This window comes from Streptomyces sp. NPDC058758, assembly GCF_042746075.1.
In the GTDB taxonomy this organism is placed as follows: domain Bacteria; phylum Actinomycetota; class Actinomycetes; order Streptomycetales; family Streptomycetaceae; genus Streptomyces.
Genome location: NZ_JBHYPS010000010.1, coordinates 8,937 through 33,755, shown reverse-complemented (window position 1 = coordinate 33,755; position 24,819 = coordinate 8,937). Strand labels below are relative to the sequence as shown.

The window sequence follows — 24,819 nt, the reverse complement described above, 5'->3', positions numbered from 1 at the left end:
ACGATGAGCAGGACCAAGGTCGCCGTCATCGGGTCGGGCAACATCGGCACCGACCTGATGATCAAGATCATGCGCACCGCGCAGCACCTGGAGATGGGCGTCATGGTCGGCATCGACCCGGCCTCCGACGGACTGGCCCGCGCCGCGCGCCTCGGCTTCGAGACCACCGCCGAAGGCGTCGACGGCCTGCTGAAGTCGCCGCTGATCGACGAGCTCGGCATCGTCTTCGACGCCACCTCCGCCGGCGCCCACCGGGACAACGACGCGAAGCTGCGCCCGCTCGGCATCCGCGTCATCGACCTCACGCCGGCCGCGATCGGCCCGTACGTCGTCCCGGCCGTCAACCTCGACGAACACCTCGACGCGCCGAACGTCAACATGGTCACCTGCGGCGGCCAGGCCACCATCCCGGTCGTGGCCGCGATCAGCCGGGTCGTCCCGGTGGCGTACGCGGAGATCGTCGCCTCCATCGCCTCCAGGTCGGCCGGCCCCGGCACCCGGGCCAACATCGACGAGTTCACCGAGACGACCTCCGAGGCGATCGTCCGGGTCGGCGGCGCCCGCCGCGGCAAGGCGATCATCATCCTCAACCCGGCGGAGCCGCCGCTGATGATGCGCGACACCGTCCTCGCCCTGGTCACCCTGGGCGAGGGCGAGGGCGAGGGCGAGGGCACCGACGCCGCGAAGGAGCGGATCACCGAGTCGGTGCGGCGGATGGTCGCCGAGGTGTCGGCGTACGTCCCCGGCTACCGCGTGGTCCAGGACGTCCAGATCACCGAGATCCCTGCCGACCAGCCCGTCGAGACCCTCCTCGCGGACGGCGCGGCCACCCGGCCGACCCACCAGGTGTCCGTCTTCCTCGAGGTCGAGGGCGCGGGCATGTACCTCCCGGCGTACGCCGGGAACCTCGACATCATGACCTCGGCCGCCGTGCGGGTGGCCGAGAAGATCGCCGAGAGGACCGCGGAGAAGGCCGCGCCCGTGAAGGAGGCCGCCAAGTGAGCACCCCGATCTTCGTGCAGGACGTCACCCTCCGCGACGGCATGCACGCCGTCCGGCACCGCATCGCGCCCGAGGACGTCCAGCGCATCGTCGTCGCCCTGGACGAGGCCGGGGTCGACGCGATCGAGGTCGCCCACGGCGACGGCCTCGCCGGCGGCTCGGTCACCTACGGCCCCGGCTCCCACACCGACTGGGAGTGGATCGAGGCCGCCGCCTCGGTCCTGAAGGGCGCCCGCCTCACCACCCTCCTGCTGCCCGGCGTGGGCACCGTCCACGAGCTGAGGCACGCCTACGACCTCGGCGTGCGGTCGGTGCGCGTGGCCACCCACTGCACCGAGGCCGACGTCTCCGCGCAGCACATCGCCGCCGCCCGCGAGCTGGGCATGGACGTCTCCGGCTTCCTGATGCTCTCCCACATGGCCGAACCCGAACAGATCGCCCGGCAGGCCAAGTTGATGGAGTCGTACGGCGCCCACTGCGTCTACGTCACCGACTCCGGCGGCCGGCTGACGATGAACGACGTCGCCGCCCGGGTGCGCGCCTACCGCGATGTCCTCGACCCGGCCACCGAGATCGGCATCCACGCCCACGAGAACCTCTCGCTGTCCGTGGCCAACTCGGTCGTGGCCGTCGAGAACGGAGTCCGCCGCGTCGACGCCTCCCTCGCCGGACACGGCGCGGGCGCGGGCAACTGCCCCATCGAGGCGTTCGTCGCCGTCGCGAACCTGTCCGGCTTCCGGCACGGCTGTGACCTGGCCCGACTCCAGGACGCCGCCGACGACATCGTCCGCCCCCTCCAGGACCGTCCCGTCCGCGTCGACCGGGAGACCCTGACGCTGGGTTACGCGGGCGTCTACTCCAGCTTCCTGAGGCACGCGGAGACCGCCGCGCGGCGCTACGGGGTCGACGTGCGCGACATCCTCATGGAGTGCGGCCGGCGGCGCCTGGTCGGCGGCCAGGAGGACATGATCGTGGACATCGCCCTCGGCCTCGCGGCCGACCGCTGACACCCCGGCGCGGCCGGAACCCCCCCTTCCCCGACCAGAGCGGGCCACCCGGATCCAGGACCCCCGGCCGCACCGCCCCCGCTCCGACGGCCGCGGACCGCCGCTCGCCTCCTGCGGGGTGGCGGGTGCCGGCGGGGCCGTCGCGCTGCCCGCGGCCCTGGGCAGCGGGCAGGACCTGTCCCCGCCCTCCCGCCCGCGGCGTGCCCTTCGGGTACGCCGCGGTTTCCTGGGCGCAACGCCGCCGAAACACCTCCTCCCTACCGTCACCCCCACACCGGTCATGGCTGCAACGGCCGGTGTGCGTCCGGGTGCGGGGCTTGCCCGGGCGCTAACCAGCCGTCTTCCGCCGAGCTTCGAGGAGGAACGATGGCTGTCGTCGAGCATGCCGTCGCGCCCGCACACCGGGGACCCCACCCCGTCGACGTACGACCGCCGTGGCGGCGGCTCGTGCCGCTGAGCCTGCAACATCTGCTCGTCGCCTACGCGGGCATGGCCACGATGCCGCTGCTCGTGGGGACCGCGCTCCATCTGCCCGAGGACCGGATACGGCTGCTCATCAGCGCGAACCTGCTGGTCAGCGGGGTCGCCACCGTACTGCAGTCGTGGGGGCTGAAGTGGTTCGGGGCGCGGTTGCCGATCGTGATGGGCTCCACGTTCACCGCGATCACCCCCGCCATCCTCATCGGGCAGCAGTACGGGCTCGCCGCCGTGTTCGGGGCGACCGTCGTGTCCGGCCTGGTGACGCTGGCCGTCGCCCCCTGGTTCGGGCGCTGTCTGCACCTGTTCCCGCCGCTGGTCACCGGGACGGTCATCGCCGTCATCGGGTTCTCGCTGGTGCCTTCGGCGGCCGGTCTCGTCATCGGCGGGGGGTCCGGCGGCAGCGGTGGCCGCGGGCTCGCGCTCGCCGCCGGGACGGTGCTGCTCGTGGTCGTCGTGGAGCGCGTCGCGCCGCCCGCGCTCGCCCGGTTCTCGGTGCTCCTCGCCCTGGCCGCGGGCACCGTGGCCGCGCTGCCCCTGGGACTGTTCGACGGGTCGGGGGTCGCGGACGCGCGCGCCGTCACGGCGCCCGACCCGACCGCTTTCGGGGCGCCCGCGTTCGTGCTGCCCGCCATCGCGGCGATGCTCGTCGTGCAGCTCGTGAACATGGTGGAGTCCGTCGGCGACACCCTCGCGGTCGGCCAGATCGTCGGCCGCGGCGACGACGCGCCCACCGTCGTACGGGCGCTCCGCGCGGACGGGGCCGCCACCGTGCTCTCGGGGGCGCTGGCCTCCTTCCCCATCGTGACGTTCGGGCAGTCGGTGGGGCTGGTGAGCGTGACCCGCGTGAAGAGCCGGCACGTGGTGGCACTGTCGGGAGCGCTGATGGTGGTGCTCGCGTTTGTGCCCGTCCTCGGGGCCGCCGTCGCCACCGTGCCGGGGCCGGTCCTCGGCGGGGTCTCGCTCGTCATGTTCGGGACCGTCGGCGCCGTCGGGCTGCGCATCCTCGCGCGCGCCGACCTGACCGAACCGCGGAACCTGCTGACCGTCGCCCTCGCCTTCGCGCTCGGCATGATTCCCCTCGGCGCACCGGACTTCTACGCGCCGCTCCCCTCGTACCTGCGCACCGTCCTGGACAGCGGCATCGCCGTCACCGGGATCGTGGCGTTCCTGCTCAACCTGCTGTTCCACCACACGGGCGCGGCCCGTCGCCGGAAGGAGTCCGCCCGATGACACCCGGGACGATCACGGACGTCACCGTCCACAGCGGGGGCCGCTGGCTGCCCGGGAGGGACGTGCACATCGCCGACGGGCGGGTCACGGCGATCTCGGCGCACGGTGAACTCCCGTGCGGCGGCGAGGTCCTGGACGGGCACGGCGGACACCTGACGGCCGGCCTCGTCAACACCCACACCCACCTCTTCCAGGCGGGACTGCGCGGCATCGGCGAGGGGCTCGGGCTGCTCGCGTGGCTGCGTGCCGTCGGCGAGGAGGCGGCGCTGCTCACGCCCGAGCGGGCCTACGCGACCGCTGCCGCCGCCGCGGCCGAAGCGCTGCGCAGCGGCACCACCACGCTCGTCGAGCACATGTGGCCGCACCCGTCGCCCGAGGTGCACGACGCGGTGCTCCGGGCCCTCAAGGACAGCGGCGTACGCGCCGTGCTGTGCCGGGGCGTCGCCGACCGGGCCGACCCGAGCCGCGCGTGGGGCTTCGATCCGCGGCTGATGCAGCCGCTGAAGGAGGCCCTCGCGCACACCGACGAGCTGATCGCGCAGGCGCGCGGCAGCCGGGTGGACGTCGGCGTGGCCGTGCCCAATCCGCGGTGCCTGACGCCGGAGGGCATGGGCGCCGTGCGCGCGTACGCCGAGGAGCGCGGACTGCCCGTCTCCCTGCACCTGCTGGAGACCACCACGGACGACACGATGTGCCGCGACCGCGCGGGAGTCGGCGCCGTCGAGTACCTGGAGCGGGCCGGGTTCCTGTGGGAGCGGCTGCTCGCCGTGCACTGCGTGGAACTCGACGCCCGGGGGCGGGCCACCCTCGCCCGGCACGGCGTCGGCGTCTCGTACAACCCGCTGAGCAACATGCGGCTCGGCAGCGGGATCGCACCGGTGCCCGAGATGCTGGAGGCCGGCCTGAGCGTCGGTCTCGGGGTCGACGGGGCCGCCAGCAACGACACGCAGGACATCCTGGAGGCGCTGCGCATCGGCGCCTACCTGCAGCGGGCCGCGCACCGCAAGGCGGACCTGTTCGGCTTCCCCGAGATGTTCGCGATAGCGGCGGGCGGTGCGAACCGGGTGCTCGGGATCGAGGAGAACCCGGACGGCGGGGTGCGGGTGGGGATGCGGGCGGACCTCGTCCTGCACCGCTTCGACCGGGACTACGCCTGCCTCCCGGTCCGCGATCCGGGGGCGACGCTGCTGACGTGCGCGGGCAGCAGGACGGTGGCGGCCGTGCTGGTCGGGGGCGAGGTGCTGGTACGCGACGGAGAGCACGTCAGGCTGTCGTCGCGGGAGCTGGCGGCAGGCCTCGCGGGTGGGGGCTCCCGCGGCGATCGACCGGCGGAGCCCGGGACCTCCACCGCGGGCGCCTCGGGCTTTACGGCCGCGTAACAGCGTGATCCCCACCGGTAACACACACCGTGCAGGCTGAGCACATCGCGTGCGGGCCCCGGCGACCGGGGCCCGCACCAGCCCACGGCGCCGGGCCCACGAAGGGGCCCGCCGCGACCGTGCACGCGGGCATACGAGTGCCCGTGCTGGGGATCGCAGGGGCGGTGACTGCATCCCGTACGCAACTCCCTGTCACAGGAGCGACAGCCGCGATGACGAACACCACGTACACCCTCGACGAGTTGGCCAAGGAGACCCGCATGGGCGGGGCCGGGACGGAGACGTCCGCCCGGGAGATCCGCCGCATCGACCTCACCGACTTCGAGCACCGCAAGGCGGAGATCACCGGGGAACTGTGGGCCGCCGCCACGGACATCGGCTTCTTCCAGCTGGTCAACCACGGCATCGAACCCGACGTCGTGGACGGCGCGTTCGCCGACGCCGAGGCCTTCTTCGCCCTGCCGGAGGAGACCAAGGCGCGGCACGCCCTGAAGAAGGGGCTCAACTCCGGCTGGGAGTCGATGACCCAGGTGCGCCCCTCGATCGGGACGCCCGACCAGAAGGAGTCCTACCAGGTGACCCGCCCGCACATGGAGGGGCTGTGGCCGGACGACGCGCTGCCCGGGTTCCGGGAGCGCGTGCTGGCGTTCGAGGCGAGCTGCCGGGACCTGGCGATGCGGGTGCTGTCCTGCTTCGCGGACCGGCTGGGGATGCCCGAGGGGTTCTTCGCGCGGGCCCACGACCCGGCGAGCCCGCGGTACCAGTCGACCCTGCGGATGCTGCACTACTTCGCCGTGCCCGACGACGCCGTGATCCCCGCGAACGTGTGGCGGGCCGGGGCGCACACCGACTTCGACTGCCTGACGCTGCTGTTCCAGCGGGAGGGGCAGGGCGGGCTGCAGGTGTGCCCGGGCAAGGAGGCCGAGGCGCAGGAGTGGACGCCGGTCGAGCCGGCGGACTCCGTGATCACCTGCAACATCGGGGACATGCTGATGCGGTGGAGCGACGACCGGCTCCCGTCGAACTTCCACCGCGTCAGGTCACCGGGCCCCGACGACGACCGGTCGGCCCGCCACAGCATCGCGTTCTTCGCGCAGGCCGACCGTGACGTGGTGATCGAGGGCCCGGAGGGCCGCTACCCGCCGATCACCGCGGCCGACTACATCCAGCAGCGCATCGCCGCGAACTTCGCCCGCTAGGAAGGTGGTCGACGTGACGATGTCTGCGACGGGCGGACGGCGGGCCGGTTTCGGGCGGCTCGCGGTGCTGGGGCTCCAGCACGTGCTCGTGATGTACACGGGATGTGTGACCGTGCCGCTGGTGTTCGGTGCCGCGGCCGGGCTCGACGCCGCGACGATCGCCGTTCTGATCAACGCCGATCTGCTCGTCGCGGGCGTCGTCACGATGATCCAGGGCGCCGGTGTCGGCCGCTTCCTCGGCGTGCGGATGCCGGTGATGGCCGGGGCCGCGTTCACCGCGGTGACGCCGATGATCCTGATCGCCGGGGAGTACGGTCTTCAGGCGGTGTACGGGTCGATGCTCGCCGCCGGAGTGTTCGGGCTGTTGGTCGCCTATCCGTTCGCGAAGGCGGTCCGCTTCTTCCCGCCGCTGGTGAGCGGCGTGGTGATCACGGTGGTGGGGCTCGCGCTGATCGGCGTGGGCGTGAACCTGGTCGTCGGGAACGACCCCGGGGCCGCCGATCACGCGGCGCCCTCGCGGCTCGCGCTCGCCGCGTTCGTCGTCCTCGTGATCCTGCTGGTGGCACGGTTCGGGCGCGGTTTCCTCGCTCAAACCGGTGTGCTGCTGGGCTTGTTGGCGGGGACGGCGGTCGCCGTTCCGCTCGGTCTGGTCGACTTCTCGGCGGCACGGGCGGCGGACTGGATCGGGATCAGCGCCCCGTTCCACTTCGGCGCCCCGGAGTTTCCCGCGGTCGCCGTGCTGTCCATGTGCGTGGTGATGCTGGTCCTGTTCGCCGAGTCGACGGCCGATCTGATCGCGGTCGCGGAGCTGACCGGGAAGCGGCTGACCACCGCGGACATGGCGCGCGGACTGGCCGCGGACGGGTTCTCCGGGGTGCTGGGAGGCGTCATGAACGCCTTCCTGGACACGGTGTTCGCACAGAACGTGGGCCTGGTGACGATGACGAAGGTGCGCAGCCGGCACGTCGCGACGGTCGCGGGCGGCATCCTCGTCCTCCTCGGCCTGGTTCCCAGGCTCGGGGCGCTGGTCGCGGGGCTGCCGCAACCGGTGGTCGGCGCGGCGGGGCTCGTGATGTTCGCGACGGTCGCCGCGGTCGGTGTCAGCACGCTCCGCAAGGTCGACTTCGACGGCACGCACAACCTGCTGATCGTCGCGGTGTCGATCGGCGTCGGCATGGCGCCCGAGGTGGCGCCCGACCTGTACTCCCGCTTCCCCGAAGGCGTCGGCATCGTCCTCGGCTCACCGGTGACGAGTGCGACGCTGCTGGCGTTCTTCCTGAACCTGGCGTTCAACGGAGGGGGCTCTCGGCGCGATGCCGGTCCCGTGCCGGTGCCGACGCCGGTGCCGGTGTCGGAGGGGCGGCGCGAGACGCCTGCGGGGCGGGCGGGAGCCTGACGGCGGGCGGGGGCCGGCCCGCTCGTCGCCGAGGACCGTCGGGGCGAGCCATGCGGCGGCGGTGAGGGCTCCGGCCTCTGGCGGGCCGCGGCGAAGGGCGGCCGAACGACGGCCACTGTTGGTATGGACCTGACAAGGAAGGGCCGCTAACGTGACTGAGAGCGCTCTCAGAGAGCGCTCTCAGCGTTCGGATTCCCCCACCCTGGAGGTCCCGTGAAACGCACCACCCCCCTGCGCGCCGCCGTCGGCGCCCTGCTCCTGACGGTCTGTCTCGGCGCCGCCGCGGCGAACGCCGCCCCGCTTCCGGAGCGCGCCGCGCCGCCCTCGGCGTCCGCCGGACTGCTCGACGCGATGCGGCGGGACCTCGGGCTGACCGAGGCGCAGGCCGAGGAACGGCTCCGCGCCGAGAAGACGGCCGCCGAGGTGGAGAAGGCCGCCCGGCAGCGCGCGGGCGCCGCCTACGCCGGCTCGTGGTTCGACCCGGCGGCCGGCCGGCTCGTCGTCGCCGTGACCGACCGCGCCGAGGAGGCGGAGGTGCGGGCGCTGGGCGCCGACACCCGGCTGGTCCGGCACGGTGCCGCGGCCCTCGACCGGGCCAAGGCGCGCCTGGACGGGCTCCGCGCCCCCGCGGGGATCGCCGGGTGGCACGTCGATCCGAAGGCCAACAGCGTCGTGGTCGACGTCGTGCGCGGACAGCGGCAGGCCCCCGCGGTGCGGGCCTTCCTCGACCGGGCCGGGGCGGCCGGGCCGGTCACCGTCGCCGAGACGGCCGAGGCGCCCCGTACGTACGCGGCGGGCACGGTGGGCGGCGACCCGTACTACACGGGCAACGTCCGCTGTTCGATCGGCTTCTCCGTCCACGGCGGCTTCGTGACGGCCGGTCACTGCGGGCGGGCCGGTGCGGCGGTGCGCGGCTGGGACGGCTCCGCGATGGGCACCTTCCAGGGCTCGTCGTTCCCCGGGGACGACTACGCGTACGTCTCGATCCACAGCGGCTGGTGGACCGTGCCCGTGGTGCTCGGCTGGGGCACCGTCCCCGACCAGCTGGTGCGCGGCTCGGCCGAGGCCCCGGTGGGCGCCTCGATCTGCCGCTCGGGCTCCACCACGCGCTGGCACTGCGGCACCGTCCTGGCCAAGAACCAGACGGTCAACTACAGCCAGGGCGCGGTGTACCAGATGACCAAGACCAGCGTCTGCGCCGAGGGCGGCGACTCCGGCGGCTCGTTCCTCAGCGGCGACCAGGCCCAGGGCGTCACCTCCGGCGGCTGGGGCAACTGCTCCTCCGGCGGCGAGACGTGGTTCCAGCCGGTGAACGAGATCCTCGCCCGCTACGGCCTGCGGCTGCACACCGCCTGAGGCCGCGCCGCGCCGCCCCGCGCCCCGGAGCGCGGGGCGGCACGGCACCGACGGGAAGTGCCTGCCCGCCGCCCGACCCCGCGGCGCCGGAGGGCCCGCCCGCCCTTCTTCCGGACGACGCGACCCTATGGACGCGACCCCATATGTGGGCAAAACAGACTGAACCTGGATAGTTTCTCACCTTGATGGGCGTTCCAGGCGCCACGGTCTGTCAACTCCTCGGAGGGGGTCCACGTGAAGAAGGACGCGTCGGCGAGCGACGAGACGGTCTCCGGGGAGGCCGCGCCGACGGCCAAGCTCACCCTGCCGACCCTCACCGCGATGGTCGTCGGGTCCATGGTGGGCGCCGGCGTGTTCTCGCTGCCCCGGCGGTTCGCCCAGGAGACGGGCGTCGCGGGAGCGCTGATCGCCTGGGCCGTCGCCGGCTTCGGCATGCTGATGCTCGCGTTCGTGTTCCAGACCCTCGCCGTGCGCCGTCCCGACCTGGACGCCGGCGTCTACGCCTACGCCAAGGCGGGCTTCGGCGAGTACCTGGGCTTCTTCTCGGCCTTCGGCTACTGGGCGAGCGCGTGCGTCGGCAACGTCACGTACTGGGTGCTCATCATGTCGACGGTCGGCGCCCTCGCCCCCGCCCTCGGCGACGGCGACACCGCCCTCGCGATCGTCCTGTCCTCGGCGGGCCTGTGGGGCTTCTTCCTGCTCGTCCGGCGCGGAGTGAAGGAGGCGACGGCGATCAACCGGATCGTGACCGTCGCCAAACTCGTCCCCATCCTCGTCTTCGTCCTCCTGGCCCTCTTCCTCTTCGAGCCCTCCGTGTTCGCGGACAACTTCGCCGGCGCGGACTACGCGGGCTCCCTCTTCGACCAGGTCCGCGGCACGATGCTCGCCACGGTCTTCGTCTTCCTCGGCGTCGAGGGCGCCAGCGTCTACTCCCGGCACGCCAAGCGCCGCGAGGACGTGGGGCGCGCCACCGTCCTGGGCTTCCTGAGCGTCTTCGCGATCTTCGCCTCGGTCACCATCGTCTCGTACGGCGTCCTGCCGATGGGCGAGATCGCCCAGCTCCGCCAGCCGTCCATGGCGGGCGTGCTGGAGGCGGCCGTCGGCACCTGGGGCCAGGTCTTCGTCAGCGTCGGCCTGATCGTGTCGGTCCTCGGCGCCTACCTGGCCTGGACGCTGATGGCGGCGGAGGTGCTGTTCGTCGCCGCCAAGGACAGGGACATGCCGCGCTTCCTCGGCCGCTCCAGCGGTGACGACGTGCCCGTCCCCGCGCTGCTGCTGACGACGGCCCTGAGCCAGGTCGTCCTCGTTGTCACGGCCTTCTCCGGCGACGCGTTCAACTTCGCCCTCGACCTCACCAGCGCCCTCAGCCTCATCCCGTTCCTGCTGGCCGCCGGCTTCGCGGTGAAGATCGCCCTGAGGCCCCGCCAGGAGGAGGTGAGGGGGTGGACGACCCGCCGGGACCTCGTCGTCGCCGTCCTCGCCACCCTCTACACGGCCTTCCTCCTCTACGCGGCGGGGCTCAAGTTCGTCCTCGTCTCCTTCATCGTCTACGCCCCCGCCACCCTCCTGTTCGCGCAGACCCGCCGGGAGCAGAACCGCCGTCTGTTCTCCCCGGGGGAGGCCGTCATCTGCGCCGTCTCCGTCGCCGGTGCCGTGCTGGGCGTCGTCGCCCTGGCGGCCGGCTGGATCGAACTCTGACCCCACCGACGCCCCGCGCCACCAGAAAGGCCGACCATGACCACCAGCGACTCCGGTTCCGCCAAGCCCGCCCTGGGCGTCCACTCCGAGGTCGGGCGGCTCCGCAAGGTCCTCGTCTGCTCACCCGGCCTCGCCCACCGCCGGCTGACCCCGACCAACTCCGACGACCTGCTCTTCGACGACGTGATGTGGGTGGAGAACGCCCAGCGCGACCACGCCGACTTCGTGAACAAGCTGACCCAGCGCGGGGTCGAGGTCGTCGAGCTGCACAACCTGCTCTCGGAGACCATGACCCTCCCGGCGGCCAAGGAGTGGCTGCTCGACCGGAAGATCACCGCCAACGAGGTCGGCCTCGGACTCGTCCGGGAGACCCGGGCGTTCCTCGACTCCCTCGCCCCCCGCGCCCTGGCGGAGTTCCTCATCGGCGGACTGTCCACCGCCGACCTGCCGGACGACCTCCGGTCCGGATACGCGGCACTGGCCAGGGAAGGCACCGGAGCCCGGGAGTACCTGATGCCGCCCCTTCCGAACACGCTCTACACCCGCGACACCACGTGCTGGCTCTACGGCGGCGTCACCCTGAACCCGCTCTACTGGCCCGCCCGCCACGGCGAGACCCTCCTGATGAAGGCGATCTACACCCACCACCCCGACTTCAAGGACGCCACCGTCTGGTGGGGCGACCCCGAGCGGGACTGGGGCCAGGCCACCTTCGAGGGCGGCGACATCATGCCCGTCGGCAACGGCGTCGTCCTCATGGGCATGAGCGAACGCACCTCCCGCCAGGCCATCACCCAGGTGGCCCGCGCCCTCTTCGAGAACGGCGCCGCCGAGCACGTCGTCGTGGCCGGTATGCCCAAACTGCGCTCGGCCATGCACCTCGACACCGTCTTCACCTTCGCCGACCGCGACATCGTCACCCTCTACCCGGCGATCATGGACTCCGTCCACACCTTCTCCCTGCGGCCCACCGACCGGGAACCGGGCGTGGAGATCACCGACGAGGGCTCCACCCCCTTCGTCGACGTCGTCGCCAAGGCCCTCGGCCTGCCCGAACTGCGGGTGGTCCGGACCGGCGGCGACGTCTACGCCTCCGAACGCCAGCAGTGGGACAGCGGCAACAACGCCGTCGCCCTCGAACCCGGCGTCGTCTTCACCTACGACCGCAACACCCAGACCAACACCCTGCTGCGCAAGGCCGGGGTGGAGGTCATCACCATCGTCGGCGCCGAACTGGGCCGCGGCCGGGGCGGCGGTCACTGCATGACCTGCCCCCTGATCCGCGACGAAGTCGCGTTCTGACCGGCCGGCGGACCCCGGAGAAGCCCGACCGCCCGACCACCGCCAGGATCACCACCCTGCTCCACGACACCCGGTACCGCACCGCCCTCACTCCCCGGCCGAAGGCGGACGGCTGATTTTTGCAGGCTCTGCATTTTTGCGTACCATGCACGCATGGCAGAGGGGGTGCCCGCCCGCGGCGGGCTCAGGGAACGCAAGAAGAAGGCGACACGCGCCGCCCTGGCGGAGGCGGCCGTGCGCCTGGCGGCCGAGCACGGCGTCGAGAACGTCACCGTCGACGCCATCAGCGCGGCCGCCGGCGTCTCCGCGCGCACCTTCTTCAACTACTTCGACTCCCGCGACGAAGTCTTCGTGATGATCGGGGCGGACTCCGGTGCCCGGGTCCGCCGCGCCGTCCTCGCCGCCCCGGCCGGGCTCGCCCCGCTCGATGCGCTCCGCGAGGCCCTGGCCGCGGAACTGGAGGAGATCGAGCAGGAGCACGAGCTGTGGCGGCTCCACGCGGAAGTCCTCGGCACCCACCCCCAGCTACTCGCCCGGACCCTCGGCGCCCACATGGCCGACGAACTCCTCCTCGCGGAAGCGCTCGCCGAGCGCGTCGGCGCGGACTCGCCGCTCTTCACCGAGGACCGCCCCGCCCAGGGCTCGCCGCCGGAGCAGGAGCGCAGACGCGCGCTGCCGCTCTACCCACGCCTCCTGGCGGCCGTCGGCAGCACCGCCGTCCGCGTCGCCGTCGAGCACTGGTGCGTGCGGCAGGCCGAGACGTCCTTCGCCGACGTCTTCCGGGAGACCTTCGAGCACCTGGCCGCCGGCCTCCCCGAACCCCCCGTTCCCCCCGACGCCCACCCCGGCGGCGGCTGAGGCGCCCGCCCCCGGACGCCCGCCCCCGGGCGCCCGGCCCGGCCGCGCCCCCGCCACCCGCCGAACGGATCTCCCCGGAGCGCCGCGACCCGCGTCCGCGGCAGCGGCCCTCCGGACAACGCACCACTTGAGAAGGATGCTGTGACCTCAACGACGGCGCCGGTCGAGGCGCCACCGACCTCCATGTCGGACCGACAGATACTCCAGGCCATGTCCGGCCTGATGGCCGGCATGTTCGTGTCGATCCTGGCCGGCACGGTGGTCGCGAACGCCCTGCCCAGGATCATCGCCGACCTCGGCGCCAGCCAGTCCTCGTACACCTGGGTCGTCACCGCCGAACTGCTCGCGATGACGGCGACGGTCCCGCTCTGGGGCAAGCTCGCCGACCTCTACAACCAGAAGCTGCTCCTCCAGATCTCCCTCGGCCTGTTCGTGGTCGGCTCGCTCCTCGCCGGCTTCTCGCACGACGTGGGCCTGCTGATCTTCAGCCGGGTCGCCCAGGGCATCGGCGCCGGCGGCCTGACGGCCCTGGCCCAGGTCGTGATGGCGGCGATCATCCCGCCCCGCAGGCTCGGCAAGTACGCCGGACTGTTCGGCGCCGTCTTCGCCGTCGGCACCGTCGCGGGCCCCCTCATCGGCGGCGTGCTCGTCGACACCTCCTGGCTCGGCTGGCGCTGGTGCTTCTTCATCGGCGTCCCCTTCGCCCTGCTCGCCATCGTGCTGCTCCAGCGGACCCTGAAGCTGCCGACCACGCGCCGCGAGGCGAAGATCGACTACCTGGGCGCCTTCCTCATCGTCGCCGGCGTCTGCGCGCTCCTGATCTGGGTGTCGCTGGCGGGCAACAGCTTCGACTGGGCCTCCTGGCAGACCGCGGCCCTGACCGGCGGCGGACTGGTCCTGCTCGCCGCCGCCGTCCTCGTCGAGTCCCGGGTGCCCGAGCCGATCATCCCGCTCGGCATCTTCCGCAACCGCACCGTCACCCTGACCACCGTCGCCAGCCTCTTCGTCGGCCTGGCCATGTTCGGCGGCACCGTCTTTCTGTCCCAGTACTTCCAGATCTCGCTGGGCAAGTCCCCGACGGTCGCCGGCCTGATGAGCCTGCCGATGATCATGGGGCTCCTGGTGTCCTCCACGGTCGCCGGGCAGTTCATCAGCAAGACCGGCCGCTGGAAGGCGTTCCTCGTGGCCGGCGGCGTGCTGATGACCGCCGGTCTCGGCCTCCTCGCCACGATCGGCGCCGACACCCACTTCGGCCTGCTCAGCCTCTACATGGCGGTCATGGGCGTCGGCGTCGGCATGCTGATGCAGAACCTGGTCCTGGCCGCGCAGAACGACGTGCCCGCCTCCGAACTGGGCGCCGCCACCTCGGTCCTCTCCTTCTTCCGCAGCCTCGGCGGCACCATCGGCACCAGCGTGCTCGGCGCCATCCTCGCCAACCGGGTGGCCGCGGAGATGAGCAAGGGCCTCCAGGACGCGGGCGTGCCCGCCGGGGGAGGCGCGGCCGGACACGGAGCGGTGCCGGACATGACGACCCTGCCCGGCCCGATCCGCGAGATCGTGGAGCACGCCTACGGCGTCGCCACCGGCGAACTCTTCCTCGTCGCCACCCCCTTCGCCCTCCTCGCGCTCGTCGCGGTCCTCTTCGTCAAGGAGAAGCCGCTGAAGACCACGAGCGGCATGGAACGCCTCGCCGAGGAGTCGGCCGCCGGACGGAAGACCGAGGACGGCCCCTCCCGGGCCACCGCGTCCACCCCGGCGGAGCACGCCGGGACGGCCTGACGAACCCCGGGCGGCGGACGCATGCGTACCGTCCGCCGCCCGGTGGCGGCCTCTCCCACAGGGACGGTGGGAGAGGCCGCGTCGGCATGCGCGGACGAGCGCGTCCCCCTCACCGGACCCCGTGCCCGCCCGGCCGTCCGGCCCGTCCGGGGGTGTCGGGCACGGGCCCGAGCCCCGTCCCCGGTATACCGGTGGCGTCGAAGGGCCACGCACCACAGCAGGGAGAACCGTCATGACCCTCCAGCGGATGGACAACGTCGGGATCGTCGTCGAGGACCTGGACGCCGCCGTCGCCTTCTTCACCGAACTGGGCATGGAGGTCGAGGCCAGGTCGCCGATCGAGGGCCTCTTCGCGGACCGGACCGTCGGACTCGACGGCGTCCGCAGCGAGATCGCGATGATGCGCACCCCCGACGGCCACGGCAAGCTGGAACTCGCGCAGTACCACCACCCCGCTCCCGTCCGCGACGGCTCCCCCCACCCGCCGCCGAACACGGTGGGCCTGCACCGGGTCATGTTCGCCGTCGACGACATCGACGCGACCCTCGCCCGCCTGCGCCGCCACGGCGCCGAACTCCTCGGCGAGGTGGCGCGGTACGAGGACGTCTACCGCCTCTGCTACCTCCGGGGCCCCTCGGGCATCATCGTCGCCCTGGCCGAACGGATCGGCTGACGCACCGCCGGGGCGGGACGCGGCCCCGCACGGGGCGGCGGAGCGGCGGCTTTCGGCCACGCGCGGCACCGGTCACGACCCGCGTCCCGCACGGACCGGCGCACGGGGAACGGACCCGCCCCGCACGCCCCGGGCTTCGAACACCGTCCGAATCGCATGTGCTCGGCACGAGGGCCCCGGTCGTTGGGCCGGGGGACGTCCCAACCGCCCGTCCTCCGTCCCGAACCCGGTGAGGTGCCGAGATGCCCCCGTCCCCCGACCCCGTGCGCGCCCCGGCCGCCGAACGCCTCGAACGGCCCCCCGGCGGCCGCGGCGCCCCCGCCCACCTCGCCCCCCGTACGCGCGCCGCGCGCGAAGGCATCCCGGCCGGCCGCCCCCGCACGGAGACGGGGCGGCCGCGGTGACCGACTTCGCCCCCGTCGCCGCCGCCTACGGCGCCCACTCCGACAGCGCCCGCGGCCGGCTGCGCCACGACCTGGTCGAGCGCCGCCTCCGCGCGGAGCTGGGCCCCTCCCCGGTGCGGGTCCTGGACGTGGGCTGCGGGACCGGCGAGATGACCCTGCGACTCGCCGCCGCGGGACACCACGTGACCGGCGCCGACCCGGACCCCCGCATGCTGGCCGCCACGGCCCGCCGCCTCGCCGCGAGACCCGGGCTCGACGCCCGCGTGCGCCTGGTCGAGGCCGGCGTGGAAACCCTCCCCTTCACCTGGGAGCGGTTCGACGCGGTCTGCTGCCACGGGGTGCTCATGTACCTGGACGGGCCCGACCGGGCGGTCGCCCGCCTCGCCGAACTCGTCGCTCCCGGCGGGCTGCTGAGCATCCTCGCCAAGAACCGCTGCGCCGTCGGCGTGCGCGAGGCGCTCGCCGGCGACTACCAGACCGCGCTCCGCCTCATCGAGAGCGGCGCCGCCACCAGCCTCGGCAACCTCGGCATCCACAGCCGGGGCGACACCGCCGAGGCCCTCGACCGCCTGGCGGCGGGCCACGGGCTGAGGCCGTTGCACTGGCAGGGCGTGCGGATCTTCACCGACCACCTGGTGGGCTGGGAGCCCGACGACCACGTGTACGCGGCGGCGGTCGCGGCGGAGTGGGCCGCCTCCTGGCGCTCCCCGGCCCGCGACATGGCACACCTCGTGCACACCCTGGCCCGCCGCCCCCGGGAGCCCCGCCCGTGACGGCCCCGCCCTCGCCCCGGAACGCCCCTTCCCGTCCCCCGCCGACGGGAGGCACCCGGTCATGACCCGCACACCCGGCCCGCTCCCCACGGCCCGCGAGGTCCGGCGGGCCACGCCGGACGACGCCGCGCGCGCCACGCCCTGCCGGTCCCGCCGGTGTCCCTGCCCGCCCACGACGACCTCGCGGCGATCCGGCGCCCGCTCGGGGCGACCACCTGCCCGCCCCCCCGGAGCGGGGCACGTCGAGGGCGGCGGCTGCGGAAAGCGTGACGGTGAGGGTGATCCGGATGCAGTCTCTGGTTCAACCCGAAGGGCGATTCACGGCTGTATGTCTTCGGGACGCCTTCGAGGCGTTCCCGAGGAGCCGTGTCCGGACGGACGGGGAGGGCCGGCCCGGACCGCTCCGGGAGGGTGAAACATTTCCGGTGGCCCGCCGCGTCGGAGGTACCGAGAGCACGCGCACCACCTCCCGCACCCCGAACCGAGGACGGTCCTTCATGTTCTTGACGCTCCCCAGGTCGGCCACGGCCCTCGCCATCGGGCTGGCGGCCGTCTTCGGCGCCGCCGCCCCGCCCGCTGCCGCCCACGGAGGGAACTGGCGGGACGTCAGCCCGTCCGACGGCGACGGCAGCGTGCTGTTCGACGTCGAGACCACGCGGGGCGCGACCTGGGCGGTCGGCCTCCGCAGCGACGCGACCACCCGCCCCTTCGCGCCGGTGGCCCTGCGCTGGACCGGCACGGGCTGGCAGTCGCCCCCGCAGCCCGCCGACCACGGCCGCCTGGACGACCTCGCCGCCGGCGCGCCCGACGAGGTGTGGGCGGTCGGCACCCGCTACGAAGCCGTGGGCGACACGGACTGGGACCGGGGCCGCGCCCTGCTCCAGCACTGGGACGGCGCGGCGTGGAGCGAGGTCGCCCTCCCCTTCCCGGAGGGGGCGAGCGGGACGTCGCTGTCCGCCGTCGCCGTGGACGAGGGCGGTTCGGTCTGGGTGTACGGCGGCTACGCCGACGCGGCCGGGGAGTACGTACCGGCCCTGTTCCGCGGGGACGCGGACGGCGGTGGCGACTGGACCCGGTTGCCCGCGGACACCGGGCTCAACTGGGTCTCCCAGCTGGAGGCCCGCCCCGACGGCGTCCTCCAGGCCGTCGGCGACGGCGTCTCCCGTTTCGACGGCACGTCGTGGACCAAGCAGCGCCTGCCGCCCGCGCTCGACGGGGCGCTCTTCGACGGCATCGAGACGCGGGCGGCGGACGACGTCTGGGCCGTCGGCCACATCAGGGACGAGAAGCTGTGGCGCCGCCCCGTGATCGTGCGCTTCGACGGCCGTGCGTGGCGCACGGTCCGCACCCCCGCCGAGACGGGCCAGTTCTACGACATCGCCTTCGACGGCTCCGGCCGCCCGGTGGTGGTGGGGGAGACCCTGAACCCCGAGGTCGAGCCGGACGGGAACTACGTCCTCACGCCCGGCCCCCAGGGCTTCCTCACCCGCACCGAGGAACCCCCCGGGGCCGGGTACCTGTACGGAGCGGCGACCGACGCGGCGGGCCGGGTCTGGACCGTCGGCGGCACGGCCGGCGCGGAGGGCGGCATCTCCCCGGGGGCGTACGCGGGCGTCCGCCGCTGAGCGGAGGGGGCGCGGCGCACGGCGTGAGCGGCGCGCCCCGGGACGGCCGGCGGCTTTCCCGGGGCCGTCAGGCCGTTCGGCCGGGCTCCCGCGCCTGCGCCCCGGCCCGGTGCAGGGAGCGCAGCGCCGCCAGCAGGACGCCGATGTCGTCGAGGAGGACGGGATCGGGGAGCAGGTCCGCCGGGCTGACCAGGTAGAGCAGGGCTCCCCAGAAGAGCACCTTGCGCGACATGGGGACGCCCGAGTCGCCGAGCGTCCTGCGCGCCCGGGCCAGCCGTACGGCCAGGACGACGGCCACCGCGAGGGTCGCGGCGAAGACCACCGCGGCGACCGCCCACCAGAAGCCGCTCACGCCGTCCATCCGGTCCTCCTTCTCCTCGGTGTGCTCGAAGAACGTGTGCCCCGAAGCTCCGGTTCCGTACCCACGCCTTTGGCCGCGGCCGTGCCGCTTCCCGTTCGGGCGGGGGAATACGGTCGGCCGGCGCGTCGTTTGCCGCAGCACGCAGGTGCCGTCCATCGTCAGGCGGTCGAGAGCCATGACCCGTGTCCGCCCCGCCCGCCGTGCCGCCGCCGCGACGGCGCTCCTGGTCCTGCTCGGAGGCTGCGCCGCGCCCGGCGCGGGCGCTCCCGACGGGCCCCCGGCCGCCGCCCCGCCGGAACCCGCGCCCCTCGGGGCCGTACCGCCGCCCGCCCGCGGCCCCGGAGCCCCCGCACCGGTGGCCGCCGCCCCGACCCCGACCCCTTCCCCGGTCCCCACCCCGCGCCCGCGCCCCGCCGAGCTCGACGTTCTCTCGATCGGGGTGGTGGACCTGCGGGTCGTGCCGTACGAGGGGAGGACGGACGACCGGGCGGGCACCCGCATCCAGGACCGGGGCGTCGCGGCCAGCCCGTACGGGAAGCACGGCGGCGTCGGCCCGGGCGACATCGGCAACTACCAGGTGACCGCCCACCGGCTCTCCGCCGGGGGACCGCTCCGCGACCTGCCCGACGTCGAGGTCGGGGACGAGGTCCGCGTCACCGTCGAAGGCGCCACGTACACGTACCGGATCGTCGCGACCCGCACCACCTCGTTCCGCTCCGAGCGCTCGCTGGCCGAGCAGCGGGCCGCCGTGCCGGGGGAGCCCGGGGAACGGCCGACCCGCGCCATGATCACGCTCTCCACCTGCGCCACTCCGGAGGACGACGCGGCGGGAAACCTCTGGCGCGACGCCCAGGGCAACCCCGAGCACCGCATCGACAAGATCGGAGTCCTGACCTCGGCCCGCCCGCCGTCCGAGGACGACTGACCAGGACGGCTGACCAGGACGACCGGTCAGGACGACCGGCGAGGGCGTCCGGTCGGGCGATCCGCTCAGGACGGCGCTCCCGGCCTGCCCTCCGGGTCCTCGGCGGGTACCGGCCGGGCCAGCAGGCGCTGCCTGACCGCGGCGAGGACCTCGGAGCGGGGGCGCGGGCCGTCGTCGGCCGCGATGAGGTGGTCGCCGATCCGCAGGGAGAAGGTGATGAGGCAGCGGGCCTCGACGTCGTCCTCGTCGGGGCAGAAGGCCCCGTAGAGCGCGCGCAGGTAGTCCATGCGCCGGTTGTCCGCCCGGCGGAGGCGGCCCGCGACGTCCTCGTCGCGCCGGGCCCAGTCGCGGACGGCGAGCTCGACCCCCGCGCCGGTCACGGGGGTGTCGGCGGCCCCGACGACGTCGAAGAGCCGCCCGAGCCGCTCGCGGGCGTCGCCCCCGCCGCGCTCGACCCGCTCGATGACGTCCTCGGTGACCCCGCGCTCCCAGGCGTCGAGCATCTCGTCGAGGAGGGCGGCGCGGTTGCGGAAGTAGCCGTAGAAGCCGCCCTTGCTGACGCCGAGGGCCTGGGCGAGGACCTCGACCCGGACGGCCTCGGGCCCGCCGGCGGCGAGCGCCCGCAGCCCCTCCTCGATCCACCGGACCCGCGGCGTGCGGATCGCACCCATGCCAGGTCTCCCCTCGCTTCGTTCCGAACCGGAGTATACGGCGCCGTACAGAAAGGGGTTATGCTCGATCTATACGCCACCGTACAGACAGGGGGACCGTCATGAACGCGCTGCGCCTTCCCGCGAGCGACCACACGTCCCGGCCCTGGCGGATCCACGAGATCACCGGCGACTTCCGGCTGGAGGACCTCTGGGCACTGCCGACCCCGGGCGGCCCCGACGACCTGCACCACCTGGTCGAGCAGATGGCGGGCGGCACGGACGGCCCGCACGGGGGCAACCCCGTGGGCCGTTTCCTCTTCGCGGTGCGCTGGAAGCTCGGGGCGCTGCTCGGCTGGGACGCGCCGGACTCGGGCGTCGGCGGCCGGGTGGAGACCCTGCGCGACCGCCTCCCGGAAGACCTCCGCGAGGCGCCGCCGGGACCGGACCTCGCCTCGTCCCCCTTCACCTCGGTCTTCCGGACGCACGACGAGTGGGCCGCCGAGTACGCCAACAAGACCATGCACGGCGTGATGCACATCGGCTGGGTCCCCGACGGGAGCGGCGGCTACCGGGGCCAGATGGCCGTCCTGGTGAAGCCCAACGGCCGCCTCGGCTCCCTGTACATGCTCGGCATCAAGCCGTTCCGGTACCTGGGCGTGTACCCGGCGCTGATGCGGTCGATCGGCCGGGAGTGGCAGGCGAACGCCACGCGCCGCGCGCTTGCGCCGGACGCGAACCCCTGACCCCCCGTGCCGTCTTCCTCGTGACCGCGATGCTTCGAGGGAACGAAGTGACCGGACGCGGGGACGGACGGTCCGTCATCCGCGGCGGGGCGGCGGCCGGTGCGGGCACGGCCGCCATGACCGCCTCCGCGGCGCCACCCGCGTGGCGGACGTCGGGAATCCCGCGCGACGGCGCCGATCCGTTCGTCACTCCGTCATGACCCGCTGGGCTTCCCGAGCGCGAAGGAGGCCCGCTGGTCCCACCGCGTGCCGTCGTGGACCACGAGTTCGACCGAGGAGACGTGGGACGTGAAGGGGAGCCGGCCGGCCAGGTCGGCCTCGATCTCTTCCGTCACCGCGGCCCCCTGGCCCTGCGCGACGGTCAGGTGGGGCACGATCTCGGCGTGCCGGCCGCCGTACGGCGGAGCCTCGGGCCATCGGCCAGCGATCGCCTCCGTGAGCCGCCGCAGCGGCCCGTCCGGCTCGGGAACGAGGTAGGACACCCCGGGGAGCCGTCCGCACCTCTCGAACCGCAGGTCGAAGGCCTGGTGACTTCCCAGCACCTCCGCGAGGGCGGAGTGGACGGCCGCATCCATCCGGCCGTACTCGAGAAACGGGAACAGCACCGTGATGTGCGCCGGAACCCCGCCCCGGGCCGGGGGATCGAACCGATCGCGCCACGGGCGGACGGCCGGCTCCGCCTCCGGGACCCGGACGATGAGCCCCGTCCGGCCCGCCTGAAACCTGTCGTTGCCGTCGTCCGCCATGGCACCGCATGATGCCACTCCGCCACCGCGCCCCCGCATACGGGGGCGGCCCCCGGGCCCGGCCGCCGGCGGATGACGCCGGTGTGCGGCCCGTCGACGAACGGGCCGAGTCCGGCCGAGGAGATCCTGGCCGGTCCCTGGGAGTCGGACGGCGGCCCGTCGCCCCCGCCGGGACCTCCGGACGGGCCGGGGGCGGCGCCGGGTTGGGGGCCCGCCCGGCCGCCTCGTAGGGTCGGGCCATGACCAACAGGCAGTCCGGCGCGGACACCGAGGGCAAGGGGCCGGGCCGGCCGCGGGACGAGCGGATGACCGGTGCCGTACTGGACGCGGTCGTCGAACTGGTCGCGGAGCGCGGCATGGGGGAGCTGACCATGGCGGCCGTCGCCGCCCGGGCGGGGGTCAGCAAGCCCGCCATCTACCGGCGGTGGCCCACCAAGCAGGACCTGGTCATCGCGGCCGCCGAGGCCCGGGTCGGCGTCCTGACCGTGCCGGACCTCGGCAGCTTCCGGGACGAACTGCGCGAGCTGCTCACCGCCCGCCTGCGGCAGTACCGCGCGCCCGGAGTCGACCGGCTCCTCGCGGGCGTGATCGGTTCCGCGGCCGAGGCGGGCGCCGAGCGGAGCGCGTACGGCGCCTACGCCGGCCGGGTCACCGGCGAGACCCGCCGCATCCTGGAGCGCGGCATCGTCCGCGGCGACGTACGGCCCGACACGGACGTGGCGGCGACGGCGACGCTCGTCGCCGGCTCGCTGCTGTTCCGCATGCTGGCCGAACAGGACGCGCCGGACACGGGATTGGTGGACGCGGTGGTCGACATGGTCGCCCGGGCCGTCGGAGCGGAGGCCTGACGGCCGCGGCGAGGCCCGGCGGAGGCTTCCTGGGCCTTCCTGGGCCTTCCGAGGCGACCCTGAGGCCTCCGGGCCTTTCCGATGGAGCCTGCTCCTCCGGGGCTTTGGGGCCCTGCCTTGGCCAATGCAGTTGCCTTACGAGCTGGTGCGTGATAGAGGGTGAGGCATCCGGGCTGTTGGGTGGCATGATCCGATCGTGACGATCATGGTTAACCGGATGGTTCTCGCGGATCAGGTGTTCACGGGCATCTCCCGGCTTCATCTCGCCCGCTTGCTTGAGGAGTTGGCCGGCCCGTGGAAGGCCGCTGTCGAAGGACGGCGTCACCAGACACGCGGCGGGGCCAGGAGGCGGGCTGCGGGGGCCGGCGCCCGGCACCAATTGGTCTTCGTTGACCGGCTGGTCGCCACACTGATCCACCTGCGGCACGATCTCCCGCACTCTCTCCTCGCCCTGCTGTTCGGTGTCGACCGCTCCACCGTCACCCGCGCTATCGGAGAGATACGCGGGCTTCTGGCCGAACGTGGATGCGCCGTCCCCGACCACCCTGGCCTGCGGCTGCGGACCCTGGCAGACGTGTTCGCTTATGCCCAGGCCGAGGGCGTCGAGCTGAGGCTGGATGCGACCGAGGTCCAGGTCCGCAGGCCCCTGGCCGGCCGCGGCGGCCGCCGCGCGTTCGTCTCCGGCAAGAAGAAGCAGAACACGATGAAGGCCACCGTCATCGCCGACTCTCAGGGCCGCACGCTCTGGACCGACGCCCTGCGGCCGGGGCGGATGCACGATGCGACCGCCGCACGCAATGAGGGGATCGGTCTCTGCTTCCAGCACTTCCCCGATGTGAAGGTTCTCCTGGACGACGGATACCTCGGCCTCAGACGCGACCACCCCGGCAAGGCGATCACACCACCCAGGAAGCCGAACAAGATCGCCCTCCCACACGTGCACGCAGCCAGAGAGGAAGCCCGGCACCGACACTCATCGAAGCGCATCACCGTCGAGCACGCGCTTGCCGACCACAAACGCTGGAAGCAGCTGACCCGCTGGACCCACCGCCGCGAAGCTCTGCCCGCCACCTATCGGGCCATCGCCGGCCTTGTCTCCGACCGCACCGCCAACACCTGAGAAAAGGCCACGACCAGGCGAAACACGCCTACACCACTATCACGCACCAGCTCGTAACTGATGGTTTCAGAATGACCCGTGGGAGCAGGTGACGCCGCTTCTGCCGCCCGCTCCCGAACGGCGTCACCGCCACCCACGTCGACTGCGTGTTCCCGACGGGGCGGCCTTCACGAGCGTCATGTACGTCTTGCGGACCGGTGTCGCGTGGCGCGATGTCCCGGCCGAAACCGTGGGCTGCTCCGACGCGACGGCCTGGCGGCGGCTGCGGGAGTGGACCGAGGCCGGTGTCTGACCGCGCTTCCACGCCGGCCTCCTGACCGAACTACGCCGCGTCGGCCTTCTCGGCCTGGACGACTGTTCCGTGGACGGTTCTCACGTCCGGGCTCTCCAAGGGGGGATCACATCGGCCCCTAGCCCGTCGGCCGTGCCCGCCCTGGCTCCCAACGTCATCTGATCGTCGACCGCCACGGCACCCCGCTCCTCGATCTTCCGGCGGCAGGCTCCAGGGCCGACCCTTGCGGACCGGATCCGCGCCCTCGTGCCGCAACGTGGTGATCAGCTTGCCGAACCGACGCGGGCTCAACCCGGTGAACGGGGCTGTCCAGGACGGCTCGGACGCCGTGATCACACCAGCCACAGCAAGATCGTCTCATTGAGGTGTGGCAGGCTCCCCCTCTGCCCGTCGCCGGCCCGACCACATGTCGCCATACGCGGCATCCATGAATTGCACCTGCGGGCCACGCAGCACGGAAACGTCGGCTATCTCGCCTCGGGCCGCCTCAGCAAGGCAGAACGCGTAACGGTAGGCAGCGCCCCGCAGTGGCTCGCTCCTGGCTGCCAGATCGATCTCCGCCTGGGCGAGCCAAAGGCCGTCGAGGAGTTCGCCGAGCGCGGGGTCGTCCGCCGGGCTGCCACCGTCCGATCGCGTGAGTGCCGCCTTCTCCACCTGCAACGCGATGCTCACGAACTTCAGAACCGCGTCCTTGAGCTGCGCCCGGTGGGCGGCTGATTCCTGCGCTTCGAGCTGCCGAACACTCGTACGCGAGACGAGGTACTGCCCAAACAACGATCCGCCCGCGCCGAGCGCAACACCCGCGAGAGACAACAACGCCGGCCCCAAGGTTCCCCAAGTTCCCATAGCTGTAGTCTCTCAACATCGGCCCGCCCCTTACGAGCTGGTGCGTGATAGAGGGTGAGGCATCCGGGCTGTTGGGTGGCATGATCCGATCGTGACGATCATGGTTAACCGGATGGTTCTCGCG

The 24,819-nt window shown here is 73.3% G+C and carries 23 protein-coding genes and 2 pseudogenes; 20 read left to right on the top strand and 5 right to left on the bottom strand.

Annotated elements, in window-relative coordinates:
- Positions 1 to 3: 3 nt before the first annotated feature.
- From ACFW6A_RS15175 to ACFW6A_RS15105, 15 genes are all read left to right on the top strand, one after another.
- Positions 4 to 1,002 carry an acetaldehyde dehydrogenase (acetylating) gene (locus tag ACFW6A_RS15175; protein ID WP_386640887.1) on the top strand — a complete coding sequence of 333 codons (999 nt, stop codon included), beginning with the start codon at positions 4 to 6 and terminating at the stop codon, positions 1,000 to 1,002.
- Positions 999 to 2,009 carry a 4-hydroxy-2-oxovalerate aldolase gene (gene dmpG, locus ACFW6A_RS15170; protein ID WP_386640884.1) on the top strand — a complete coding sequence of 337 codons (1,011 nt, stop codon included), beginning with the start codon at positions 999 to 1,001 and terminating at the stop codon, positions 2,007 to 2,009. The genes ACFW6A_RS15175 and dmpG overlap by 4 nt, the downstream gene beginning before the upstream one ends.
- A 366-nt stretch (positions 2,010 to 2,375) precedes the next feature.
- Positions 2,376 to 3,719, top strand: a complete 1,344-nt coding sequence (locus ACFW6A_RS15165; protein WP_351851987.1) for a nucleobase:cation symporter-2 family protein — start codon at positions 2,376 to 2,378, stop codon at positions 3,717 to 3,719.
- Positions 3,716 to 5,098 (top strand): amidohydrolase family protein, encoded by a 1,383-nt coding sequence (locus ACFW6A_RS15160; RefSeq protein WP_351851984.1) that lies wholly within the window; start codon positions 3,716 to 3,718, stop codon positions 5,096 to 5,098. Before ACFW6A_RS15165 ends, ACFW6A_RS15160 begins: the two co-directional genes overlap by 4 nt.
- A 212-nt stretch (positions 5,099 to 5,310) precedes the next feature.
- A complete protein-coding gene (locus ACFW6A_RS15155; RefSeq protein WP_386480604.1) occupies positions 5,311 to 6,297 on the top strand; it encodes an isopenicillin N synthase family dioxygenase in 987 nt (328 codons plus the stop codon).
- A 19-nt stretch (positions 6,298 to 6,316) separates the two neighbouring features.
- Positions 6,317 to 7,693 carry a nucleobase:cation symporter-2 family protein gene (locus ACFW6A_RS15150; RefSeq protein WP_386641075.1) on the top strand — a complete coding sequence of 459 codons (1,377 nt, stop codon included), beginning with the start codon at positions 6,317 to 6,319 and terminating at the stop codon, positions 7,691 to 7,693.
- A 213-nt stretch (positions 7,694 to 7,906) separates the two neighbouring features.
- Positions 7,907 to 9,049 carry an alpha-lytic protease prodomain-containing protein gene (locus ACFW6A_RS15145; protein ID WP_386640880.1) on the top strand — a complete coding sequence of 381 codons (1,143 nt, stop codon included), beginning with the start codon at positions 7,907 to 7,909 and terminating at the stop codon, positions 9,047 to 9,049.
- Positions 9,050 to 9,283: 234 nt separating this feature from the next.
- A complete protein-coding gene (locus ACFW6A_RS15140; RefSeq protein WP_351851974.1) occupies positions 9,284 to 10,747 on the top strand; it encodes a basic amino acid/polyamine antiporter in 1,464 nt (487 codons plus the stop codon).
- A 36-nt stretch (positions 10,748 to 10,783) separates the two neighbouring features.
- Entirely contained in the window at positions 10,784 to 12,049 is a 1,266-nt protein-coding gene (gene arcA / locus ACFW6A_RS15135; protein ID WP_386480593.1) for an arginine deiminase, read from the top strand.
- 153 nt (positions 12,050 to 12,202) lie between these two features.
- Positions 12,203 to 12,907, top strand: coding sequence for a TetR family transcriptional regulator (locus tag ACFW6A_RS15130; protein ID WP_351851968.1), 705 nt, complete (start codon positions 12,203 to 12,205; stop codon positions 12,905 to 12,907).
- Positions 12,908 to 13,090: 183 nt separating this feature from the next.
- Positions 13,091 to 14,686: an MDR family MFS transporter gene (locus ACFW6A_RS15125; protein ID WP_351851965.1), complete on the top strand. Its 1,596-nt coding sequence runs from the start codon at positions 13,091 to 13,093 to the stop codon at positions 14,684 to 14,686.
- Positions 14,687 to 14,918: 232 nt separating this feature from the next.
- Entirely contained in the window at positions 14,919 to 15,359 is a 441-nt protein-coding gene (locus ACFW6A_RS15120; protein ID WP_351851962.1) for a VOC family protein, read from the top strand.
- 242 nt (positions 15,360 to 15,601) lie between these two features.
- Positions 15,602 to 15,763 carry a hypothetical protein gene (locus ACFW6A_RS15115; protein ID WP_386640877.1) on the top strand — a complete coding sequence of 54 codons (162 nt, stop codon included), beginning with the start codon at positions 15,602 to 15,604 and terminating at the stop codon, positions 15,761 to 15,763.
- Entirely contained in the window at positions 15,760 to 16,536 is a 777-nt protein-coding gene (locus tag ACFW6A_RS15110; RefSeq protein ID WP_386640874.1) for a class I SAM-dependent methyltransferase, read from the top strand. The genes ACFW6A_RS15115 and ACFW6A_RS15110 overlap by 4 nt, the downstream gene beginning before the upstream one ends.
- A gap of 497 nt (positions 16,537 to 17,033) precedes the next feature.
- Positions 17,034 to 18,161, top strand: a complete 1,128-nt coding sequence (locus tag ACFW6A_RS15105) for a hypothetical protein (RefSeq protein WP_386640871.1) — start codon at positions 17,034 to 17,036, stop codon at positions 18,159 to 18,161.
- A 67-nt stretch (positions 18,162 to 18,228) separates the two neighbouring features.
- Here the strand turns inward: ACFW6A_RS15105 and ACFW6A_RS15100 are convergent, their stop codons facing one another.
- The gene (locus tag ACFW6A_RS15100; RefSeq protein ID WP_351851951.1) at positions 18,229 to 18,522 is read right to left on the bottom strand and encodes a YkvA family protein; all 294 of its coding nucleotides are present in this window, start codon (positions 18,520 to 18,522) and stop codon (positions 18,229 to 18,231) included.
- 175 nt (positions 18,523 to 18,697) lie between these two features.
- Here ACFW6A_RS15100 and ACFW6A_RS15095 point away from each other — a divergent pair, with 175 nt between their 5' ends.
- Positions 18,698 to 19,447 (top strand): class E sortase, encoded by a 750-nt coding sequence (locus ACFW6A_RS15095; RefSeq protein WP_386640868.1) that lies wholly within the window; start codon positions 18,698 to 18,700, stop codon positions 19,445 to 19,447.
- Between the two features lie 65 nt (positions 19,448 to 19,512).
- Here ACFW6A_RS15095 and ACFW6A_RS15090 read toward each other — a convergent pair whose 3' ends face one another.
- Positions 19,513 to 20,118, bottom strand: a complete 606-nt coding sequence (locus tag ACFW6A_RS15090) for a TetR/AcrR family transcriptional regulator (RefSeq protein WP_386640865.1) — start codon at positions 20,116 to 20,118, stop codon at positions 19,513 to 19,515.
- A 101-nt stretch (positions 20,119 to 20,219) separates the two neighbouring features.
- Here ACFW6A_RS15090 and ACFW6A_RS15085 point away from each other — a divergent pair, with 101 nt between their 5' ends.
- Positions 20,220 to 20,843 (top strand): DUF2867 domain-containing protein, encoded by a 624-nt coding sequence (locus ACFW6A_RS15085; RefSeq protein WP_386640862.1) that lies wholly within the window; start codon positions 20,220 to 20,222, stop codon positions 20,841 to 20,843.
- Between the two features lie 194 nt (positions 20,844 to 21,037).
- Here ACFW6A_RS15085 and ACFW6A_RS15080 read toward each other — a convergent pair whose 3' ends face one another.
- On the bottom strand, positions 21,038 to 21,589 hold the full coding sequence (locus ACFW6A_RS15080) for a 2'-5' RNA ligase family protein (protein WP_386640859.1): 552 nt from the start codon (positions 21,587 to 21,589) through the stop codon (positions 21,038 to 21,040).
- 239 nt (positions 21,590 to 21,828) lie between these two features.
- Here ACFW6A_RS15080 and ACFW6A_RS15075 point away from each other — a divergent pair, with 239 nt between their 5' ends.
- The 3 genes and pseudogenes from ACFW6A_RS15075 to ACFW6A_RS15065 form a co-directional block, all read left to right on the top strand.
- Positions 21,829 to 22,437: a TetR/AcrR family transcriptional regulator gene (locus ACFW6A_RS15075; protein ID WP_386480568.1), complete on the top strand. Its 609-nt coding sequence runs from the start codon at positions 21,829 to 21,831 to the stop codon at positions 22,435 to 22,437.
- Between the two features lie 205 nt (positions 22,438 to 22,642).
- Positions 22,643 to 23,557 carry a transposase family protein gene (locus tag ACFW6A_RS15070; protein WP_386641072.1) on the top strand — a complete coding sequence of 305 codons (915 nt, stop codon included), beginning with the start codon at positions 22,643 to 22,645 and terminating at the stop codon, positions 23,555 to 23,557.
- Positions 23,558 to 23,627: 70 nt separating this feature from the next.
- Positions 23,628 to 24,070 (top strand): annotated as a pseudogene (locus ACFW6A_RS15065) (transposase); the annotation flags it as partial.
- Here the strand turns inward: ACFW6A_RS15065 and ACFW6A_RS15060 are convergent.
- Positions 24,039 to 24,194 (bottom strand): annotated as a pseudogene (locus ACFW6A_RS15060) (IS5/IS1182 family transposase); the annotation flags it as partial. The pseudogenes ACFW6A_RS15065 and ACFW6A_RS15060 overlap by 32 nt on opposite strands.
- A gap of 12 nt (positions 24,195 to 24,206) precedes the next feature.
- Positions 24,207 to 24,695, bottom strand: coding sequence for a hypothetical protein (locus ACFW6A_RS15055; RefSeq protein ID WP_351851935.1), 489 nt, complete (start codon positions 24,693 to 24,695; stop codon positions 24,207 to 24,209).
- Positions 24,696 to 24,819: the final 124 nt, after the last annotated feature.

Excerpts from the sequence above, each read along its gene's own strand:
- ACFW6A_RS15075 (WP_386480568.1), top strand. The coding sequence starts at position 21,829 with ATGACCAACAGGCAGTCCGGCGCGGACACCGAGGGCAAGGGGCCGGGC.
- ACFW6A_RS15090 (WP_386640865.1), bottom strand. The coding sequence starts at position 20,118 with ATGGGTGCGATCCGCACGCCGCGGGTCCGGTGGATCGAGGAGGGGCTG.
- ACFW6A_RS15130 (WP_351851968.1), top strand. The coding sequence starts at position 12,203 with ATGGCAGAGGGGGTGCCCGCCCGCGGCGGGCTCAGGGAACGCAAGAAG.
- ACFW6A_RS15080 (WP_386640859.1), bottom strand. The coding sequence starts at position 21,589 with ATGGCGGACGACGGCAACGACAGGTTTCAGGCGGGCCGGACGGGGCTC.
- ACFW6A_RS15055 (WP_351851935.1), bottom strand. The coding sequence starts at position 24,695 with ATGGGAACTTGGGGAACCTTGGGGCCGGCGTTGTTGTCTCTCGCGGGT.
- ACFW6A_RS15085 (WP_386640862.1), top strand. The coding sequence starts at position 20,220 with ATGAACGCGCTGCGCCTTCCCGCGAGCGACCACACGTCCCGGCCCTGG.
- ACFW6A_RS15115 (WP_386640877.1), top strand. The coding sequence starts at position 15,602 with ATGCCCCCGTCCCCCGACCCCGTGCGCGCCCCGGCCGCCGAACGCCTC.
- arcA (WP_386480593.1), top strand. The coding sequence starts at position 10,784 with ATGACCACCAGCGACTCCGGTTCCGCCAAGCCCGCCCTGGGCGTCCAC.
- ACFW6A_RS15095 (WP_386640868.1), top strand. The coding sequence starts at position 18,698 with ATGACCCGTGTCCGCCCCGCCCGCCGTGCCGCCGCCGCGACGGCGCTC.
- ACFW6A_RS15155 (WP_386480604.1), top strand. The coding sequence starts at position 5,311 with ATGACGAACACCACGTACACCCTCGACGAGTTGGCCAAGGAGACCCGC.
- ACFW6A_RS15070 (WP_386641072.1), top strand. The coding sequence starts at position 22,643 with ATGGTTAACCGGATGGTTCTCGCGGATCAGGTGTTCACGGGCATCTCC.
- ACFW6A_RS15120 (WP_351851962.1), top strand. The coding sequence starts at position 14,919 with ATGACCCTCCAGCGGATGGACAACGTCGGGATCGTCGTCGAGGACCTG.
- ACFW6A_RS15160 (WP_351851984.1), top strand. The coding sequence starts at position 3,716 with ATGACACCCGGGACGATCACGGACGTCACCGTCCACAGCGGGGGCCGC.
- ACFW6A_RS15150 (WP_386641075.1), top strand. The coding sequence starts at position 6,317 with ATGTCTGCGACGGGCGGACGGCGGGCCGGTTTCGGGCGGCTCGCGGTG.
- ACFW6A_RS15100 (WP_351851951.1), bottom strand. The coding sequence starts at position 18,522 with ATGGACGGCGTGAGCGGCTTCTGGTGGGCGGTCGCCGCGGTGGTCTTC.
- ACFW6A_RS15125 (WP_351851965.1), top strand. The coding sequence starts at position 13,091 with ATGTCGGACCGACAGATACTCCAGGCCATGTCCGGCCTGATGGCCGGC.
- ACFW6A_RS15175 (WP_386640887.1), top strand. The coding sequence starts at position 4 with ATGAGCAGGACCAAGGTCGCCGTCATCGGGTCGGGCAACATCGGCACC.
- ACFW6A_RS15165 (WP_351851987.1), top strand. The coding sequence starts at position 2,376 with ATGGCTGTCGTCGAGCATGCCGTCGCGCCCGCACACCGGGGACCCCAC.
- ACFW6A_RS15105 (WP_386640871.1), top strand. The coding sequence starts at position 17,034 with ATGTTCTTGACGCTCCCCAGGTCGGCCACGGCCCTCGCCATCGGGCTG.